Origin of the sequence: Micromonospora sp. NPDC051227 (genome assembly GCF_044455385.1) — a bacterium.
Lineage (GTDB): Bacteria > Actinomycetota > Actinomycetes > Mycobacteriales > Micromonosporaceae > Micromonospora.
In genome coordinates this window covers 224,038-239,928 of record NZ_JBITET010000003.1, presented here as the reverse complement: position 1 = coordinate 239,928, position 15,891 = coordinate 224,038, and the positions used below count along the sequence as shown (strand labels likewise).

General features: G+C 72.2%; 15 protein-coding genes and 1 pseudogene. 11 read left to right on the top strand and 5 right to left on the bottom strand.

All coding sequences use genetic code 11. From position 1 onward, the window contains the following. The first annotated feature begins 41 nt into the window (after positions 1-41). The gene (locus tag ACIA47_RS09080) at positions 42-1,322 is read left to right on the top strand and encodes an MFS transporter (RefSeq protein ID WP_396706728.1); all 1,281 of its coding nucleotides are present in this window, start codon (positions 42-44) and stop codon (positions 1,320-1,322) included. A gap of 13 nt (positions 1,323-1,335) precedes the next feature. On the opposite strand, the gene ACIA47_RS09075 is transcribed toward ACIA47_RS09080, so the two are convergent. Continuing rightward, positions 1,336-1,692 (bottom strand): STAS domain-containing protein, encoded by a 357-nt coding sequence (locus ACIA47_RS09075; RefSeq protein WP_030332365.1) that lies wholly within the window; start codon positions 1,690-1,692, stop codon positions 1,336-1,338. A gap of 163 nt (positions 1,693-1,855) precedes the next feature. On the opposite strand from ACIA47_RS09075, the gene ACIA47_RS09070 reads away from it, so the two are divergent. Genes ACIA47_RS09070 through ACIA47_RS09045 form a run of 6 tightly spaced genes read left to right on the top strand, consistent with a single transcriptional unit; the run spans position 1,856 to position 7,453 of the window. Next, positions 1,856-2,716, top strand: a complete 861-nt coding sequence (locus ACIA47_RS09070) for an STAS domain-containing protein (protein WP_396706726.1) — start codon at positions 1,856-1,858, stop codon at positions 2,714-2,716. Further along, positions 2,716-3,126: an STAS domain-containing protein gene (locus ACIA47_RS09065; RefSeq protein WP_366333822.1), complete on the top strand. Its 411-nt coding sequence runs from the start codon at positions 2,716-2,718 to the stop codon at positions 3,124-3,126. The genes ACIA47_RS09070 and ACIA47_RS09065 overlap by 1 nt, the downstream gene beginning before the upstream one ends. Continuing rightward, the gene (locus ACIA47_RS09060) at positions 3,123-3,542 is read left to right on the top strand and encodes an anti-sigma regulatory factor (protein ID WP_396706724.1); all 420 of its coding nucleotides are present in this window, start codon (positions 3,123-3,125) and stop codon (positions 3,540-3,542) included. Before ACIA47_RS09065 ends, ACIA47_RS09060 begins: the two co-directional genes overlap by 4 nt. Continuing rightward, positions 3,539-4,552, top strand: coding sequence for a SpoIIE family protein phosphatase (locus tag ACIA47_RS09055; RefSeq protein WP_396707335.1), 1,014 nt, complete (start codon positions 3,539-3,541; stop codon positions 4,550-4,552). The genes ACIA47_RS09060 and ACIA47_RS09055 overlap by 4 nt, the downstream gene beginning before the upstream one ends. Beyond that, positions 4,549-5,910 (top strand): sensor histidine kinase, encoded by a 1,362-nt coding sequence (locus ACIA47_RS09050; protein WP_396706722.1) that lies wholly within the window; start codon positions 4,549-4,551, stop codon positions 5,908-5,910. Before ACIA47_RS09055 ends, ACIA47_RS09050 begins: the two co-directional genes overlap by 4 nt. A gap of 13 nt (positions 5,911-5,923) precedes the next feature. Next, positions 5,924-7,453, top strand: coding sequence for a SpoIIE family protein phosphatase (locus ACIA47_RS09045; RefSeq protein ID WP_396706720.1), 1,530 nt, complete (start codon positions 5,924-5,926; stop codon positions 7,451-7,453). Between the two features lie 14 nt (positions 7,454-7,467). Here the strand turns inward: ACIA47_RS09045 and ACIA47_RS09040 are convergent, their stop codons facing one another. Next, the gene (locus ACIA47_RS09040; protein ID WP_396706718.1) at positions 7,468-8,295 is read right to left on the bottom strand and encodes a DUF6597 domain-containing transcriptional factor; all 828 of its coding nucleotides are present in this window, start codon (positions 8,293-8,295) and stop codon (positions 7,468-7,470) included. 31 nt (positions 8,296-8,326) lie between these two features. Here ACIA47_RS09040 and ACIA47_RS09035 point away from each other — a divergent pair, with 31 nt between their 5' ends. The 3 genes and pseudogenes from ACIA47_RS09035 to ACIA47_RS09025 form a co-directional block, all read left to right on the top strand. Further along, positions 8,327-8,905: a TIGR03086 family metal-binding protein gene (locus ACIA47_RS09035; protein WP_396706716.1), complete on the top strand. Its 579-nt coding sequence runs from the start codon at positions 8,327-8,329 to the stop codon at positions 8,903-8,905. 106 nt (positions 8,906-9,011) lie between these two features. Further along, entirely contained in the window at positions 9,012-9,548 is a 537-nt protein-coding gene (locus ACIA47_RS09030; RefSeq protein ID WP_396706714.1) for a PadR family transcriptional regulator, read from the top strand. After that, a pseudogene (locus ACIA47_RS09025) lies at positions 9,545-9,832 on the top strand (ATP-binding cassette domain-containing protein); the annotation flags it as partial. The gene ACIA47_RS09030 and the pseudogene ACIA47_RS09025, both read left to right, overlap by 4 nt. A gap of 52 nt (positions 9,833-9,884) precedes the next feature. Here ACIA47_RS09025 and ACIA47_RS09020 read toward each other — a convergent pair. Continuing rightward, on the bottom strand, positions 9,885-10,070 hold the full coding sequence (locus ACIA47_RS09020; protein WP_203123352.1) for a hypothetical protein: 186 nt from the start codon (positions 10,068-10,070) through the stop codon (positions 9,885-9,887). Between the two features lie 158 nt (positions 10,071-10,228). Continuing rightward, positions 10,229-12,325 carry a S9 family peptidase gene (locus ACIA47_RS09015; RefSeq protein ID WP_396706712.1) on the bottom strand — a complete coding sequence of 699 codons (2,097 nt, stop codon included), beginning with the start codon at positions 12,323-12,325 and terminating at the stop codon, positions 10,229-10,231. A 96-nt stretch (positions 12,326-12,421) separates the two neighbouring features. Here ACIA47_RS09015 and ACIA47_RS09010 point away from each other — a divergent pair, with 96 nt between their 5' ends. Continuing rightward, complete coding sequence (locus tag ACIA47_RS09010; RefSeq protein ID WP_396706710.1) at positions 12,422-13,780, top strand: FAD-binding oxidoreductase; 1,359 nt, start codon at positions 12,422-12,424, stop codon at positions 13,778-13,780. Between the two features lie 9 nt (positions 13,781-13,789). Here the strand turns inward: ACIA47_RS09010 and ACIA47_RS09005 are convergent, their stop codons facing one another. After that, positions 13,790-15,862: a SpoIIE family protein phosphatase gene (locus ACIA47_RS09005; protein WP_396706708.1), complete on the bottom strand. Its 2,073-nt coding sequence runs from the start codon at positions 15,860-15,862 to the stop codon at positions 13,790-13,792. Between the last annotated feature and the right edge of the window lie 29 nt (positions 15,863-15,891).

Below are 15,891 nucleotides of genomic sequence, written 5' to 3'. Positions count from 1 at the left end.
CACCGGTCCCAAATTCATCCCATGATTGTAGGTTAAGGGTCATGACCCCGCCACCAACCGCCGCTCCGGCGTTGCCCGCCCCCGTCGCCGTCGACCCTCGCCCGACGCGGGACCCCGGTGTCGGCCGGCGGACGCACCCGGCGACCGGTGGTGCGCTGGTGCTGGTCGGGATGCTGCTGGTCGCGCTCAACCTGCGCGCCGTGGTGACGAGCCTCGGCGCGCTGCTCGACGAGGTTCGCGACGGGCTGGGCCTCTCCGGCGTCACCGCCGGTCTGGTCACCACCCTGCCGACCATCGCGTTCGCCGGCCTCGGCGCGCTCACCCCGTGGCTGGTCCGCCGGGTGGCGCCGGCCCGGGTGCTGGTGGTCGCCATGTTCGCCCTCGCCGTGGGCCAGGTGCTCCGCGTCGCCACCGACTCGGCCTTGATCTTCGTGCTCACCAGCGCGCTGGCGCTGTCCGGCATCGCGGTCGCCAACATCCTGCTGCCGATGCTGGTCAAGCAGCACTTCCCGCACCGCACCGGCCTGGTCACCGGGGCGTACACGATGGCGTTGACAGTGGGCACGACGGTGGCCGCCGCCTCCGCGGTGCCGATCGCGCATGCCTTCGGGTCGTGGCGGGCCGGGCTCGGCGTCTGGGCCGCGATGGCCGCGGTGGCCGTACTCCCGTGGGTGCCGCTGGCACTGCGGACCCGCGCCGCGGCGCGGCGGGCGACCCCGACGGCGGTCGTCGCCACGCCGGTGCGGATCCGGCCGGCGCGGACCCGGCTCGGCTGGGCGATGGCCGTCTACTTCGGGGCCCAGTCGCTCAGCGGGTACGCGATCATGGGCTGGCTGGCCCAGCTCTTCCGCGACGCCGGTTACCAGCCGGAGTCGGCCGGGCTGCTGCTCGCCGGCGTGACCGCGCTCGGTGTGCCGATCGCACTGCTGATGCCCACCCTGGCCGGCCGGTTGGGCACCCTGCGGCCGCTGGTGCTCGGGCTGACCACCGCGTCGGCGCTGGCCTACCTGGGGTTGGCGCTCGCTCCGCACGGGGCCGCGCTGCTCTGGGTCGCCCTGCTGGCGATCGGTCAGGGGGCGTTCCCGATGATCCTGACCGCCATCGGCCTACGCGCCCGCACCGCCGAGGGCACTGTCGCGCTCTCCGCGTTCGCGCAGAGCACCGGGTACGTGATCGCCGCCCTCGGCCCGCTGATGGTCGGCATCCTCTACGAGGCCACCGGCGGCTGGACCGCGCCGATCGGGTTCCTGCTGGGCGCCCTCGCCGTGCAGACGACGGCGGGCATGGCGATCGCTCGTCCCCGTTACGTCGAGGACGAGTGACAAACGCTGACGGTCAGGAGGAAGCCGGCGTCGGTTCGCCGGCGACTGCCTCATCCACCGTCGGGTATGTGTGCAGCACCTCGACCAGCCCGCTCACCTCAAGGATGCGCAGCACACCGCGCTGCGGGGCGGCCAGCCGGACCACGCCGCCGGCCTCGTCGCAGCTGTTCTTGGCGCGGACGAAGACCGACAGACCGGTCGAGTCGCAGAACGAGACGTCCGCCAGGTCGAACACCAGCCGGTTGCGGCCCTTGTCGAGCAGGTCGGTGATCTGGTCCTGCAGCTGCGGTGCGGTGGCCATGTCCAGCTCGCCCGCGACCGCCACGACGACCACGTCGCCGCGTTGTTCCGTGTGCACCGTCAACGACATTCGCCAGACCTCCTGTTATCGGGGGAACGGTATCCCACGACCATGGTCGGAGGTAGAACCGGAGCCTTGATCCGGTGACCGTCGTCATTCCATTGCTACGGGGCAAGTAGTTGGTCAGACCCCGGTGATAGAGTCCGCCCGGTCCAGGTCAAGGGGGTTCGAAATGGCGTTGAGCACCGAAGAAAGTGGTCGGCTCGCCGCGCTGCTCATCGGGCAGGCCGAACGGGTCACTACTCGGTGGACTGAGATCGTCACCAGTTCGTTGCGGGGCCGGCTGAGCCAGGCGGAGCTGCGCCGACAGGTCCAGGACCTGCACAGCGTCATCGTCAGCACCAGCGAGCAGGGTGCCATCGACCTGTCCGCCGAAAGCGCCGCCGAACTGCGCGCCGCGCTCTCCGAGCTGTCCCGTGGCCGAGCCCGGCAGGGCTTCTCCGCCACCGAGACCACGATCAGCATCTTCGCCCTGAAGGACGTGCTGGCCGAGCTGGTGCAGGAGTCCGGCGGGGCCACCGCGCTGCACGACTTCGTCGCCTTCTCCAAGCTGATCGACGAGATGGGCCTGTTCACCTTCGAGAGCTTCGTCCGCACCCGGGAGAGCCTGATCGCGGATCAGGCCGAGCAACTGCTCGAACTCTCCACGCCGGTGGTCAAGCTCTGGGAGGGTGTCGTCGCCGTCCCGCTGGTCGGCACCCTGGACTCGGCCCGGGCCCAGGTCGTCATGGAGCGGCTGTTGCAGACCCTGGTCGACACCGGCTCGCCGTACGCGATCATCGACATCACCGGCGTGCCGGCGGTGGACACGCAGGTTGCCCAGCACATCCTGAAGACCGTGGTGGCCGCCCGGCTGATGGGCGCCGACTGCATCATCTCCGGCATCCGCCCGCAGATCGCGCAGACCATCGTGGCGCTCGGCATCGAGTTCGGCGACATCGCCACCAAGGCGAGCCTCGCCGACGCGCTGCGCCACGTGCTGCGGCTCAACGGGGTGGAGACCGCCCGCCGCCAGCCGCGCCGGGACGTCTGATGGAGCGGGTGCCGATCCTCAAGATCGGGGACATACTGCTCGTCTCCATCCAGCTGGACATGTCCGACCAGACGGCCGTGCAGCTCCAGGACGACCTGGCCGAGCGGATCGTGGACACCGGCTGCCACGGCGTCATCATCGACATCACAGCGCTGGACATCGTCGACTCCTTCGTCGGGCGGATGCTCTCCACCATCGCGTCGATCTCCAAGGTGCTCGACGCGGAGACGGTGGTGGTCGGGATGCGCCCGGCCGTCGCCATCACCCTTGTCGAACTCGGGCTGTCGCTGAACGGCATCCGTACCGCGCTGAACGTGGAGCGCGGCATGGAGCTGATCGCGGCGGCCCACGCCGACGAGCTCGACTACCAGCTCGACGACGAACCGGACGCCGAGACGGCCACGCCGTGACCACGGGCGTCGAACTGGGCCAGCCGCAGGCGCAGTCGGTTCGCAGCGATGAGGACGTGGTGCGCGTCCGGCAGCTGGTCCGCGCCGTGGCGGTGTCCGTCAAGCTGTCCCTCGTCGACCAGACCAAGGTGGTCACCGCGGCGAGCGAGTTGGCCCGCAACACCCTGGTGTACGGCGGTGGCGGGTCGGTCGAGGTGACGGTGGTTAGCAACGGCCGACGCAAGGGCGTGCAGATCGTGTTCGCCGACTCCGGGCCGGGCATCGCCGACCTCGACCTGGCCATGACCGACGGCTACACCAGCGGCGGCGGTCTCGGCCTCGGGCTCAGCGGGTCCCGCCGGCTGGTCGACGAATTCGAGATCGAGACGTCGGCGGAGAGCGGTACGCAAATCACGGTCACCAAGTGGTCCAGGTGAACGGCGACGCGGTCACCGACAGTGGCATCTGGTTCCGGGTGGAGGCCAGCAGCGCGGCGAGCGCCGTCCGGCGGGCCGCCGAACGCCTCGGCAGGCAGGTGGAGATGGGGGCGGCGCGCATCGCCGACCTGGCCATCGTGGCGGCCGAGCTGACCAGCAACCTGGTCAAGCACGCCGATGAGGGTGTCCTGCTGCTCCGGCCGGTACGCCGCGCCGGGCAGGCGGGCGTGGAGTTGATCGCCATCGACTCCGGGCCCGGCATGGCCGACCTGACCGTGTCGTCCCGGGACGGGCACTCCACCACCGGCACCCTCGGCATCGGTCTGGGTGCCATAGTCCGGCAGGCCAGCTGGTTCGACGGATATTCGCTGCCGGGCCGGGGCACCGTCCTCGCCGTGCAGGTCTGGCCGGCGGAGCCGGCTCGGCCGTCCTGGGCCGGCGCTCTCACCCGACCGCTGACCGGCGAGACGGTCAGCGGCGACGGCTACGGCGTCCGGGTCGTCGACGGGCGGCACCAGGTGCTGGTCAGCGACGGGTTGGGGCACGGCCCGCTGGCAAACGCCGCCACCGAAGCCGCGCTGGCCGCGTTCCGTGACGCCCCGGCCGGCCCGCCGGCGGTGGTGGTCGGTCACCTGCACCGGAGCATGTCGCACACCCGTGGCAGCGCGCTCGCGGTCGCCGAGTTGATGCCGGAGGCCGGCGTGCTGCACTACGCCGGCCTGGGCAACATCTCCGGCGTGGTCGTCGAGGGTGACGGCCGCCGTCGAGGGCTGGTGTCGCTGCCCGGCATCGCCGGCCACCAACGGCCCACGATCAGGGAGTACGACTACCCGTTCGGTCCCGGTGCTCGGCTGGTGATGCACAGCGACGGGGTGGTCGACCGGTGGCGGATGACCGACTACCCGGGCCTGGCGGAGCGATCCCCGCTGATCATGGCGGCGACCCTGCTCCGTGACGCCGGTGTGCGACGTGATGACGCCTGCGTACTGGTCGCGAGGTCGTGGGCATGAGCGGGGGGCCGACCGCGCTGCCGCTTCTCCAGATGGCGCTGCGGGTCGAGCAGGACATCTTCGTGATCCGCCAACGAGGCCGCGAGGTGGCCGCCGTGGTCGGCCTCGAACACCAGGACCAGGTGCGGATCGCGACCGCGCTCAGCGAGGTGGCCCGGGACCTGCTACGGACGACCGGGGGAGCGGACGTCTCCTTCCACGTCGACGCGGGTGCCGACGGCCGGTTCCATCTGCGCGCCGACCTTGCTCCGGTGTCCCCGCTGCCCGACGATCGCTACGAGCCGCAGTCCGGCGCGGTGTCCCGACTGGTCGACACACTGAGCGTGTCGACCGTCCAGGGGGTTACGGTCGTACGGATGTCCCGACGAGTCCCGGCCAACGCGCCGACGCCGACCATGGAGCGGCTCGCCGAGTTCCGCACCGAACTCGGCCGTACCGCGCCGGGCAGTGCGCTGGACGAGCTGACAGTGCAGAACGGGCAGCTCATCGCCGCACTCGACGAGGTGCGCAGCCAGCGCGACGAGCTGGCCGTGCTGAACGAGGAGCTGGCCGAGACCAACCGCGGCGTGCTGGCGCTCTACAACCAGCTCACCGAGGAATTGGAGGAGACCAACCGCGGCGTCGTCGCCCTCTACGCCGAGCTGGACGAGAAGTCCGCCCAGCTCCGCGCGGCGAGTGAGTCGAAGAGCCGGTTCCTGGCCAACGTGAGCCACGAGCTGCGCGCCCCGGTCACGGCGATCATCGGTCTGGGACGGCTGCTCACCGACTCCGCCTCCGACCCACTCACCGACGAGCAGGGCCGCCAGGTCGATCTGATCCGCTCCTCGGCGGCGGACCTGCTCAACCTGGTCAACGAACTCCTCGACCTGGCCAAGGCGGAGTCCGGCCGGATCGAGCCGGAGCTGGCCGAGGTCGACCTGCGGCCGGTCTTCGGTCAACTGCGCGGCACCCTGCGCGCGCTGGCCACCCGCCCGGAGGTGGAGCTGGTCGTGGAGGAGCCCAGCGGGCCGGCAGTGCTGCGCACCGACGAGGTGCTGCTCGGTCAGGTGCTGCGCAACCTGCTGCACAACGGGTTGAAGTTCACCGAGCGCGGCGAGGTGCGGCTGCGGGCCAGCCGACACGGCGACCGTTGGCAGTTCGAGGTCAGCGACACCGGGCCGGGCATCGCTCCCGAGCTGCACGACCGGATCTTCGAGGAGTTCTACCAGGTGCCAGGCGCCACCCGGGTCGGCGGCACCGGCCTCGGCCTGCCGTACGCCCGGCGGTTGGTGACGCTGCTCGGCGGCACGCTGGAGCTGACCAGCGCGCCGGGCGAAGGCAGCACGTTCACCGTCTCCCTGCCCACAGGTAGGGCGTGACGGCGTGGACGCCATGCCGACAACCATCCTGGTGGTCGATGACAGTCGCACAAAGCGTTACCTGCTGGTCAGCTGGCTGACCCGGGCCGGGTTCACAGTGCTGGAGGCCGAGAACGGCGCCGAGGCGCTGGCCCGGGTCGAGGTGGACCGGATCGACCTGGTGGTCCTCGACGTCCGGCTGCCCGACCTGAGCGGCTACGAGGTCTGCGAACAGATCAAGGCGCGGCACCCGGCGATTCCGGTGATCCACGTGTCGGCGCACGCCGTGGACGTGGCCGACCGTGCCCAGGGGCTGACCCGGGGCGCTGACGCCTACCTGACCGAGCCGATCGAGCCCGAGGAGCTGATTGCCACCACCCGGGCGGTGCTGCGCTACTACCAGGCCCGGCAGCGCGCCGAACTGCTCGCCGAGCGGCTGCTCGGGTTGGCCGACACGACAGTCGCGGTGCATGCGGCGCCGACCTTCGCGCGCCTGCTGGAGGCCGCTGCCGAGGGCGCCGCCCAGATCTTCAAGAGTCCGGCGGCGGTGATCGCCGAAACCTTCGACGGTGACTGCCTCGCCGGCGTCTGCGCCGGTCCCGGCGCGGTGGCCGCCGTGGTGCCATGGGTCGTCGACGACACCGGAGTGCCCACCGGGGCGACGGTCCGGGTGGAGGCCCCGGCGAACTGGGCGCTCGTGGACTGGCCGGCGGACGACACGGTGACCGTCGCCGCCGCCCGACTGCGCGAGGACCGGGCCCCGCTGTACGTGGTGGTCCCGACCGCCACCCAGACCGCGCGGACCCCGGTGCTCAAGCAGCTGGCTCAGGCAGTGGCGGCGGCCGTGGAGGGGCAGCGCTCCTTCGACGAGGAGCACCGGATCGCTGTCACCCTCCAACGCAGCCTGCTCCCGCGTGGGCTACCCACAGTGGCCGGCCTGGACCTCGCGGTGCGCTACGAGCCGGCCAGCGCCCAGACCGAGGTGGGCGGCGACTTCTACGAGCTGGTGATGCTCGACGGGCACCTGCTGCTCGCGATCGGGGACGTCGCCGGCCACTCGCTGCACGCGGCGACCGTGATGGCCGAGCTGCGGCACGCGGTCCGGGCGTACGCGGTCGAGGGCCACCAGCCCGGCGAGATCCTGCACCGGGTCAACGAGCTGATGCGGACCCTGCTGCCGAACGAGATCGCCACGCTCTGCGTTCTGCTGCTGCACCCACCGACCGGACGGGTCCGGCTGGCCAGCGCAGGTCACCTTCCGCCGCTGCTGGTCATGGACGGCAAGGTCGAGTTCGTGCAGCATGCCGCGCCGCTGCTCGGCGTCCGCGCCCCTCGCCCGGCCGACCTGGAGTTCGTGGTGCCGGCCGGAGCCACGCTGGTCTTCTACACCGACGGGCTGATCGAGCGACGGGACGCCACCATCGACGAGGGGCTGGCCGCGCTGGCCGCGGTCGCCGCGACCGTCGACGGTGACCTGGACCAGTTCTGCGCCCGACTGCTGGTGGAACTGGCCCCACCGGAGATCCAGGACGACGTCGCCGTGGTCGTCCTGCGCCGTCGCTGATCTGTCAGCTCTCCTCAGCTCACCGAGCGGGCGTACGCGGCGGGGGACACCCCGGCCACGGCGGTGAAGTCACGGACCAGGTGGGCCTGGTCGCTGTAGCCGAGGTCGACGGCGAGGTCAGCCCAGCTCACCGGGCCACCGGCGGCCTGTTCGACAGCCTCCTGGAGCCGGTAGCGGCGGATCACCCACTTCGGCCCGACCCCCACGTACTCAAGGAACAGCCGTTGCAACCGGCGGACCGGAACGTCGTGCCGTGCGGCGAAGTCGTCGACGCGCAGCACCGTCCGGTCGGTACGGATCGCCTCGGCCAGTCGCACGGCCTCCTCGGCCATCGGCTCCGGCTCCGGCTGCCAGGCGGTGAGGAGGGTGTCCAGCGCCCGGCAGCGCTCGTCGTCGCTGGCCGCCGAGGTGGGTGCTCCCGGGAACGTGCCCGCGCCCACCGTGGCGTCAGGACGGGTCAGCCGGCCGGCGGGCAGCGGCACCCTACGGCCGGTCAGCTCACTGACCGCACGCCGCCAGAACGGGTGGAAACCGCCGGGGCGGAACTGCACCCCGGACACCCGGCCGGTGCCGTTGAGCGTGATCCGGAACAGGTCGCGGCCCACCCCGGCCACCTCGCCGGACTCGGGCCCGTCGTCGTCCCGCCGGAACACCACGTTCACCGCCGGGTGCGGCACGACCCGCTGCTCGAACGGCGCCCCCAACACCCAGTCGATCAACCAGTAGTGCTCGACCCACTGGCGCAGCGACTCCGCCGGCAGGTGTCGACGGAAGCGCACCTCCCGCAGCAGACGCCCGGGGTCGAGAATTCCCCGGCTGTCGCCCCGCGGTCGCTGTCGCATTTGTTCAAGACCACCCTCATACGCTGGCCCTATGTCCACTCAGACTAGCCAGCTGCTGGCGGCCGCCGCGCCGCGAACCGTCAATGTCGTACGGGGTGTCTCCGACGACCAGCTGGACCTGCCCACCCCGTGCAGCGACTACCTGGTCCGTGATCTGCTCAACCACCTCTTCCAGGTGGTGGTCAACTTTCAGGACCTGGCCGAGAAGCGCCAGGTGGAGTGGGCCGAGAAGCCCGACCACCTGGGCGACGGCTGGCGGGACCGCTTCGAGGTGGAGACCGGCCGTTTGATCGACGCCTGGTCGGATCCGTCCACCCTGGAGGGCGTGTCACCGGGCATGGGCATGCCGCAGCCCGTCATCGGCGGTATGGCCCTGCTGGACCTGACAGTGCACGGCTGGGACCTCGCGGTCGCCACCGGCCAGCCGTACCACCCGGCCCCGGAGGCGGTGGCCGAGCTGCATGCGCTGGTGGAGCAGTTGGGTCCCACCGCCCGCAAAATGGGCGTCTTCGCCGACCCACCACCCACCCCCACCCCCACCCCAACCCCCGACCTGGCCCACCTCCTGACCCAGACCGGCCGCACCCCCACCTGGCCCCAGTCCCCCTAACCCCGCCCCCACCCGCCCCCGCCCCCGGCCAACGCGGTGAAGGACCGGTGGGCGCGTGCGGGAAGGGGTGTTGACTCGGGTATTCGCTGGGTGAATAGTGGGCGGGGTGTCTACGCCGCATGTTCTGCTCGGGTTGCTCGCTGGGGGCAGCCGGCACGGGTACGAGCTGAAGCGTGCGCACGACGAGCGGCTGCCGCGGGCGCGGCCGCTGGCCTTCGGGCAGGTCTACGCCACTCTCGGCCGCCTCGAACGTGACGGGCTGGTGGCTACCGCCGGGCAGGACCGGGTGGGCGGGCCAGATCGCACCGCGTACGCGCTGACCGACCAGGGGCGGGTCACACTGGACCAGTGGTTGTCCACAGTGGAACCGCCCATGCCGTACGTGGCCAGCACGCTCTTCGCCAAGGTCGTGGTGGCGCTGCTGGTCGCCGATGTCGACCGGGCCCGGTCGTACCTGATCGCCCAGCGGGCCGCGCACACCGCCCGGCTGCGTGAGCTGACCGCGGTCAAGGCCGACCCGGCCGCCACCCTCAGCGACGTGGTCGCGGCCGATTTCGCGATCGCCCACCTCGACGCGGATCTGCGGTGGCTGCACGCCACCCTGGGCCGGGTCGCCGACTGGCACCGGGAGGTGCATCAGTGACGCAACTCCAGGCTCGCGGTGTGGTTCGGGCGTACGGCCCGACGCCCGCGCTGCGCGGCGTGACGCTCGAGGTGGCCGAGGGCGAGATCGTCGCCGTCACCGGGCCGAGTGGCTGCGGCAAGTCGACCCTGCTGCACTGCCTGGCCGGGATCCTCCGGCCCGACGCCGGCGAGGTCACCTGGCGCGGGCACCGCATCGACACCTGGTCGGAGGCGGCCCGGTCCCGGCTGCGGCGTACCGAGTTCGGGGTGCTGTTCCAGTTCGGTCAGCTGGTGGCCGAGTTGCGGACGCCCTGAACCGAACTGTCCCCCGGCCGGCATGACCCGCGCCGTCGGGTCAGGCGGCGAGCAGGCCGGAGGAGAGTGCGATCAGGGTGCCGACCACGGCCGAACAACAGCAGACCAGGAGGCCGGCGACCACCGCGAGGATCAGCCAGACCCGCCGGTCCCGCGCCACCGCCGCCACGCTCGGTCGACGTACGTCTTCGGCGGCTCCGCCGTCACTGTCCGTAGCCCCGGTCACCCCGGAAGTCTAGGCCGCTGCATCCGCCGCAACCCCGAAAGGCCAGGCCGCGCATACACGACCCGGCCATGATCGCGCCCGATCACGAAAGTGGTGGTCTCCCCGAGCCGCCGAGGGGACTACTCCCACCACCGAGCGCGATCATGCCGACCCGACGGTCAGGCGCGGCCGATGCGGTCCAGGATCCAGGCGTTGATGAACGCCTCCTCGCGCCAGGAGTCGTAGCGACCGCTCGGGCCGCCGTGCCCGGCACCCATCTCGGTCTTCAGCAGGTAGTCGCCGCCCGGGGCGACCGCCCGCAGCCGGGCGATCCACTTCGCCGGCTCCGAGTAGAGCACCCGGGTGTCGTTGAGGCTGGTCACCGCGAGGATCGCGGGGTAGTCCAGGGCGGCCACGTTCTCGTACGGCGTGTAGGACTTCATGTACGCGTACACCTCGGGGTCCTCAAGTGGGTTGCCCCACTCCTCCCACTCGGTGACTGTCAGCGGCAGCGACGGGTCGAGGATCGACGTGAGCGCGTCCACGAACGGCACCTGCGCCACGATCCCGGTGAACGCGTCAGGTGCCAGGTTGGCCACCGCACCCATCAGCAGGCCACCGGCCGAGGCGCCCCGGGCGACCAACCGGTCGCTGGCCGTCCAGCCGGCCTTGACGAGGTGCCGGGCGCAAGCCACGAAGTCGGTGAAGGTGTTCTTCTTGGCCAGCAGCTTGCCCTGGTCGTACCACCGTCGGCCCAGCTCGCCGCCGCCCCGGGTGTGCGCCACCGCGAAGACCACGCCCCGGTCCAGCAGGGACAGTCGGGCCACCGAGAACCACGGGTCCATGCTGGCCTCGTACGAGCCGTAGCCGTACAGCTCGCAGGGTGCCGAGCCGTCCCGGGGGGTGCCGACGCGGCAGACCAGTGAGATCGGCACCCGGGTGCCGTCGTCGGCGAGCGCCCAGTCGCGGTGCTGCTCGTACTCGGCCGGGTCGTACGGTCGCCCGTCCGGCCCGGGCAGCACCGGCTTCTGCTTGAGCAGCACCCTCTGCCGGGTGACCAGGTCGTAGTCGTACACGGAGTCGGGGGTGATCAGCGACGAGTAGCGCAGCCGGACCTGGCCGGTGCGGTACTCCGGGTTGGCGTCCAACCCGACGCTGTACAGCGGCTCGGGGAAGTCGATGTCGTACCCGTCGTCACTGCCCACCGGCAGCACCCGCAGCCCGGTGAGCCCGTCGGTGCGCAGCGACACCACGAGGTGGTTGGCGAAGGCGTCGACGGCCTCCAGTCGGGTGCCGGGGGTGTGCTCGATCAGTGGCACCCAGTCGCCCGGTACGTCCGCCGAGGTGAACGCCAGCGCGAAGTCCTCCGCGCCGTCGTTGTGCAGGATCAGGAAACGGTGACCGTGGTGCTCCACCGTGTATTCGACGCCCTGTCGGCGGGGGGCGATCACGGCCGGCGCGCCGGCCGGGTTGCCGGCGGGGATCACCAGCACCTCGCTGGTCACCTTGCTGTGCACGTCGATGAGGATGAACTTCTCCGACCGGGTCAGCTCCACCCCCACCCAGAACCGCTCGTCGTCCTCCTGGTGGACCACCACGTCGTCGGCGGCTGCGGAGCCGACGGTGTGCCGCCAGACCCGGTTCGGCCGCCAGGCGTCGTCCACCGTCACGTAGAACAGCACCGAGGCGTCGGCCGACCAGGCGGTGCCGTAGAACGTGTCCGGCACCTCGTCCGGCAGCAGCTCACCGGTGGTCAGGTCCTTCACCCGCAGGGTGAAGCGCTCGTCACCGGAGAAGTCGGTGGAGTAGGCCAGCCAGCGACCGTCCGGGCTGACGTCGAACGCACCGAGCGAGAAGAAGTCGTGCCCCTCGGCCAGCAGGTTGCCGTCGAGCAGCACCTCCTCGCCGTCGAGCGGGGCGCCGTCCGCGCTGACCGGCGGGTCGGTCTCACCGTCGCGGACCGCCCGACGACACTGCACTCCGTACTGCTGTCCCTCGACCGTCCGGGTGTAGTACCAGTGCCCGCCCTTGCGGGTCGGCACGGACAGGTCGGTTTCCTGGGTGCGCCGGCGAGTCTCCTCGAACAGGTCGGCGCGCAGGTCGACCAGGTGTGCCGTACGAGCGTCGGTGTACTCGTTCTCGGCGGTCAGGTAGGCGATCGTCTCCGGGGCGTCCTTGGCGGCGAGCCAGGCGTACTCGTCGACGACGGTGTCGCCGTGGTGGGTGCGCTCGCTGGGCACCCGCTTCGCCGCGGGCGGGGCTGTCTCGGTGGTCACGGCGGCCACGTTACCGGCCGGCAGCCGCAGCGCGCCGGACCAGCGGCATCCCGATACTCGCCGCCACGACATTCGAACACATGTACGATAGCCGGCATGGCGGCAGCAGCGAGTTCCCTCGGCCGGTCCGGAGCCCTCGAAATCACCCGGCGGTTGGCGGCGATCTGCGGTCCACCGTTCTCCCGGCTGGCCGGGCCGGCCGACGAGGTGGCGGGGAGACCGGCGCGTTGGGTGGCCGTCCCAGGCGGCCCGCACGCTGCCGCCGAGGTGCTGCGGCTGGCCGCCGTGCACGATCTGGCGGTGGTGCCGCGAGGTGCGGGCACGAAGATCGACTGGGGGGCCGCCCCCGTTCAGGTCGACATCCTGCTCGACACCGGCCGGCTGGCCGGCATCGGTCACGAGCCGGTCGACTCGCTGGTCACCGATGTGGGGGCCGGCACTCCACTGCGGGCGGTTCAGGCCACCCTGGAGCGCACCGGGCAGCGGCTCGCGATGGACGCCCCCTCGCCCGGCGCGACAGTGGGCGGTGTGCTGGCCGCCGGCGAGGCCGGCCCGCTGCGCCACCGCCACGGCAGCCCCTGCGACCAACTGCTCGGTGTGCGTTACCTCGCCGCCGACGGCGAGCTGATCAGCGTCGGCGGTGGCGCGCCCGGGCTCGACCTGGCCCGCCTGCTCTGCGGCTCCCAGGGCGCGCTCGGCGTGTTGGTGTCGGCGAGCCTGCGGGTGCAGCCGGTGCCGGCGAGCAGGCTCTGGGTGTCCCGCCCGGTGTGGACGCCGTTGGAGGTGCACGACCTGGTCCGGACGATCCTCGCGGCTCGGCTGGAGCCGTCGGCCATCGAGCTGGACCTGCCCGGAGGCACCCCCCGCCCACGTACGCCGTACCCGCCGGGTCACCCGGCGGCCACCGCCCGGGAGCGCCATCCGTCGATGTCCGGCCGGGCCAACGCCCCGTCCCGGGCCGGCAGCCTGGTGGTGCTGCTGGAGGGCGGCCCCGCCGACGTCACCGAGCGTGCCGAGCGGCTGGTCGGCCTGCTGCACGGGGAGGCGACGATCGCCCACTCCGCGCCGACGTGGTGGCGCCGCTACCCGTTCGCGCCCGGTGACACGGCGCTGCGCCTGGAGGTGCCGATCGGCGACCTGCACGCCGCCGTCTACGCGCTACGCGACGCGGCCGGCGCGCCGGTGCCGGTGCGCGGATCCGCCGGGCTGGGCGTGGTGCACGCGGCACTGCCCGGGGCGCTGGCAGCCGATCGGGTGGCGTCCATTCTGGCCGCCGTCCGAGGGGTGCTGTTGGCCCGGCAGGGCCGCTGCGTGGTGGTGTCCGCTCCGGCGGCGGTCCGCCAGGCGGTCGACCTCTGGGGTGAGCTGGCGGGCCTGGCCCAGTTGCGGGCCGCGAAGCGGCACCTGGATCCGGAGCACCGGCTCGCGCCCGGGCGGCTCCCCGGCGGCCTGTGACACCGACGGTCAGGTCGCGTCGTTGCGGAGCACCAGGACGGCGATGTCGTCCCGGGGTGGCTCGACCGAGAAGTTGATCGCCGCGGCGCGCAGCCGGGCGGCCACCACGTCGGCCGAATATCCGGCCAGGGGCGCGGCGGCGTCCCGCAGTCGGTCGGTGCCGAACAGCTCCCGGCCACGCCGCCGCTCGGTGACGCCATCGGTGTAGAAGATCAGCGAATCGCCCGGCGCGAGCGTGACCTTTGCCGTCGGCGAGGTGATCGTGTCGAGCAGGCCGAGCGCGGTGCCGCCGGTGCCGACGAACCCGGCGCCGCCCGCCGCGGCAAGCAGCACCGGTCGGTCGTGCCCGGCGAGGTGCAGCGAGACGTCCAACTGGTCACCCTCGCCCTGCCCGACCGCTGCCAGCGCCAGCGTGCAGTAGCGACCGCCACCGCGCTCGACAAGTGTCTCGTTGAGTCGCGCCAGCGCCTCCGGTAATGGTTTGCCGTCGCCGACCAGCACCCGGATGACGTCGCGGACCAGCCCGGTCACCGCGGCAGCCTGGACACCCTTGCCCGAGACGTCACCGATCACCACCAGCCAGCGTCCGTCGGGCAGCGGCACCACGTCGTAGAAGTCGCCGCCCACCTCGGCGTCGTCACCGGTCGGGACGTACTCGGCGGCGAAGCCGATCCCGTCCACCAGCGGCAGCACCGGCGGCAGCAGAGACTGCTGGAGCGTCTGCGCCACCCGACGGCGTTCGGCGTGGATGCGGGCGTTCTCGATGGCCAGCGCGGCCCGTCGGGCCACGTCCTCCAACACGGCCACCTCGTCCGGGTCGTGCCGGTGCCGCTGGTGCCGCCCCACCGCCAGGGTCCCGAGCCGCTGCCCGCGGGCGATCAGCGGGACGGCGAACCCCTCCATCGGCCCGCCCAGGGGGATCTGCGCCGCGCTGCGGGACGCCTCGCGGAGGCGGGCCTGGATCGAGTCCGGCCCGGTCTCCGCCAGCACCTTGTGCAGCTGCGGAAGCATCGACTCGTCGGCGTGGCTGGCCGCCGCCAACCGGAGCCGACCCCACTCGTCGGTGGTGTGCACCGCGCACCACTGGCCGAGTCGCGGCACCACCAACTGCGGCACCAGCGCCATGGTCAGGTCGACGTCCAACGACTGGGCCAGCAGTTCGCTCGCCTCGGCCAGGAACGTCAGCCAGACCTGCCGGCGGACGTCGGCCCGGCGCAGCCGGTCGTTCTCCAGGTGCAGCGACAGCCGCTCGGCGGTGAGCACCGCCAGCGGTTGGGCGTACGCCGAGGGCGCGGCGTCCAACTCCAACTCCCCGGCGTACGGGCGGTGCACCGTCAGTGGCACCCGGAGCAGGTCGCTGCCGGGGCGGGGCGGCCGACCGAAGCGGGCCAGCACCTGACTGCCCTGCCCGTCGCCCCGGTCCAGGCGGATCGTGCCGCCGGCTGCGCCCACCATCTCGGCGACCCGGCTGAGCAGGCTGGTGGCGAAGTCGGGCAACGGGTCGTCCCCGTACAGGTCGGGGGCGGTCTGCATGAGTTCGCTCATCGCGCTGGCGCTCGGCGCGGACCCGTCGGTGCTGGTCCGAGGGCTGGCGTTGGCCGGTGTCGATTCGCCGATGGTCCCGCTGGAGGGCTGGTCGGCGCCAGCGCGGTCCAGCCGGAACCAGACGCCCTTCCCGGTGGGCAGGTACGTGGTGCCCCAGCGGCTGGCGAAGTGGTCGACCAGCAACAGGCCCCGGCCCCGCACGGAGACCTCGTTGATCTCGGTGGAGTCGTTGCGGTCGCCGACGGTCAACTCGTCGCCGGAACCGGGGGCGAAGTCGGAGACGGTGACGGTGAGCCCGATCTCGTCCGCGACGACCTCGATGTCCAGTTCGGTGCGGGCGTGCTCGACGGCGTTGGTGGTCAGCTCGGTGGTGAGCAGCAGCGCCTCGTTGGCCAGCTCGTCCAGGTGTGACTCGGTCAACACCGAGCGGACCACGGCGCGGGCGGCGGCCGGCGTACGGCGGTCGGCGGGCAGCCGGACACGCCGGACGGCCCCGTCCGGCGCCCCGGCCGTCGCGGGCCCCGCCTCGGCTGACACCCCCGTATCCTCCACCGTCCTCCTGCCGG

Bases quoted from the DNA above. Each gene is read 5' to 3' on its own strand.
- ACIA47_RS09080 (WP_396706728.1), top strand. From the start codon at position 42: ATGACCCCGCCACCAACCGCCGCTCCGGCGTTGCCCGCCCCCGTCGCC.
- ACIA47_RS09075 (WP_030332365.1), bottom strand. From the start codon at position 1,692: ATGTCGTTGACGGTGCACACGGAACAACGCGGCGACGTGGTCGTCGTG.
- ACIA47_RS09070 (WP_396706726.1), top strand. From the start codon at position 1,856: ATGGCGTTGAGCACCGAAGAAAGTGGTCGGCTCGCCGCGCTGCTCATC.
- ACIA47_RS09065 (WP_366333822.1), top strand. From the start codon at position 2,716: ATGGAGCGGGTGCCGATCCTCAAGATCGGGGACATACTGCTCGTCTCC.
- ACIA47_RS09050 (WP_396706722.1), top strand. From the start codon at position 4,549: ATGAGCGGGGGGCCGACCGCGCTGCCGCTTCTCCAGATGGCGCTGCGG.
- ACIA47_RS09045 (WP_396706720.1), top strand. From the start codon at position 5,924: ATGCCGACAACCATCCTGGTGGTCGATGACAGTCGCACAAAGCGTTAC.
- ACIA47_RS09040 (WP_396706718.1), bottom strand. From the start codon at position 8,295: ATGCGACAGCGACCGCGGGGCGACAGCCGGGGAATTCTCGACCCCGGG.
- ACIA47_RS09035 (WP_396706716.1), top strand. From the start codon at position 8,327: ATGTCCACTCAGACTAGCCAGCTGCTGGCGGCCGCCGCGCCGCGAACC.
- ACIA47_RS09010 (WP_396706710.1), top strand. From the start codon at position 12,422: ATGGCGGCAGCAGCGAGTTCCCTCGGCCGGTCCGGAGCCCTCGAAATC.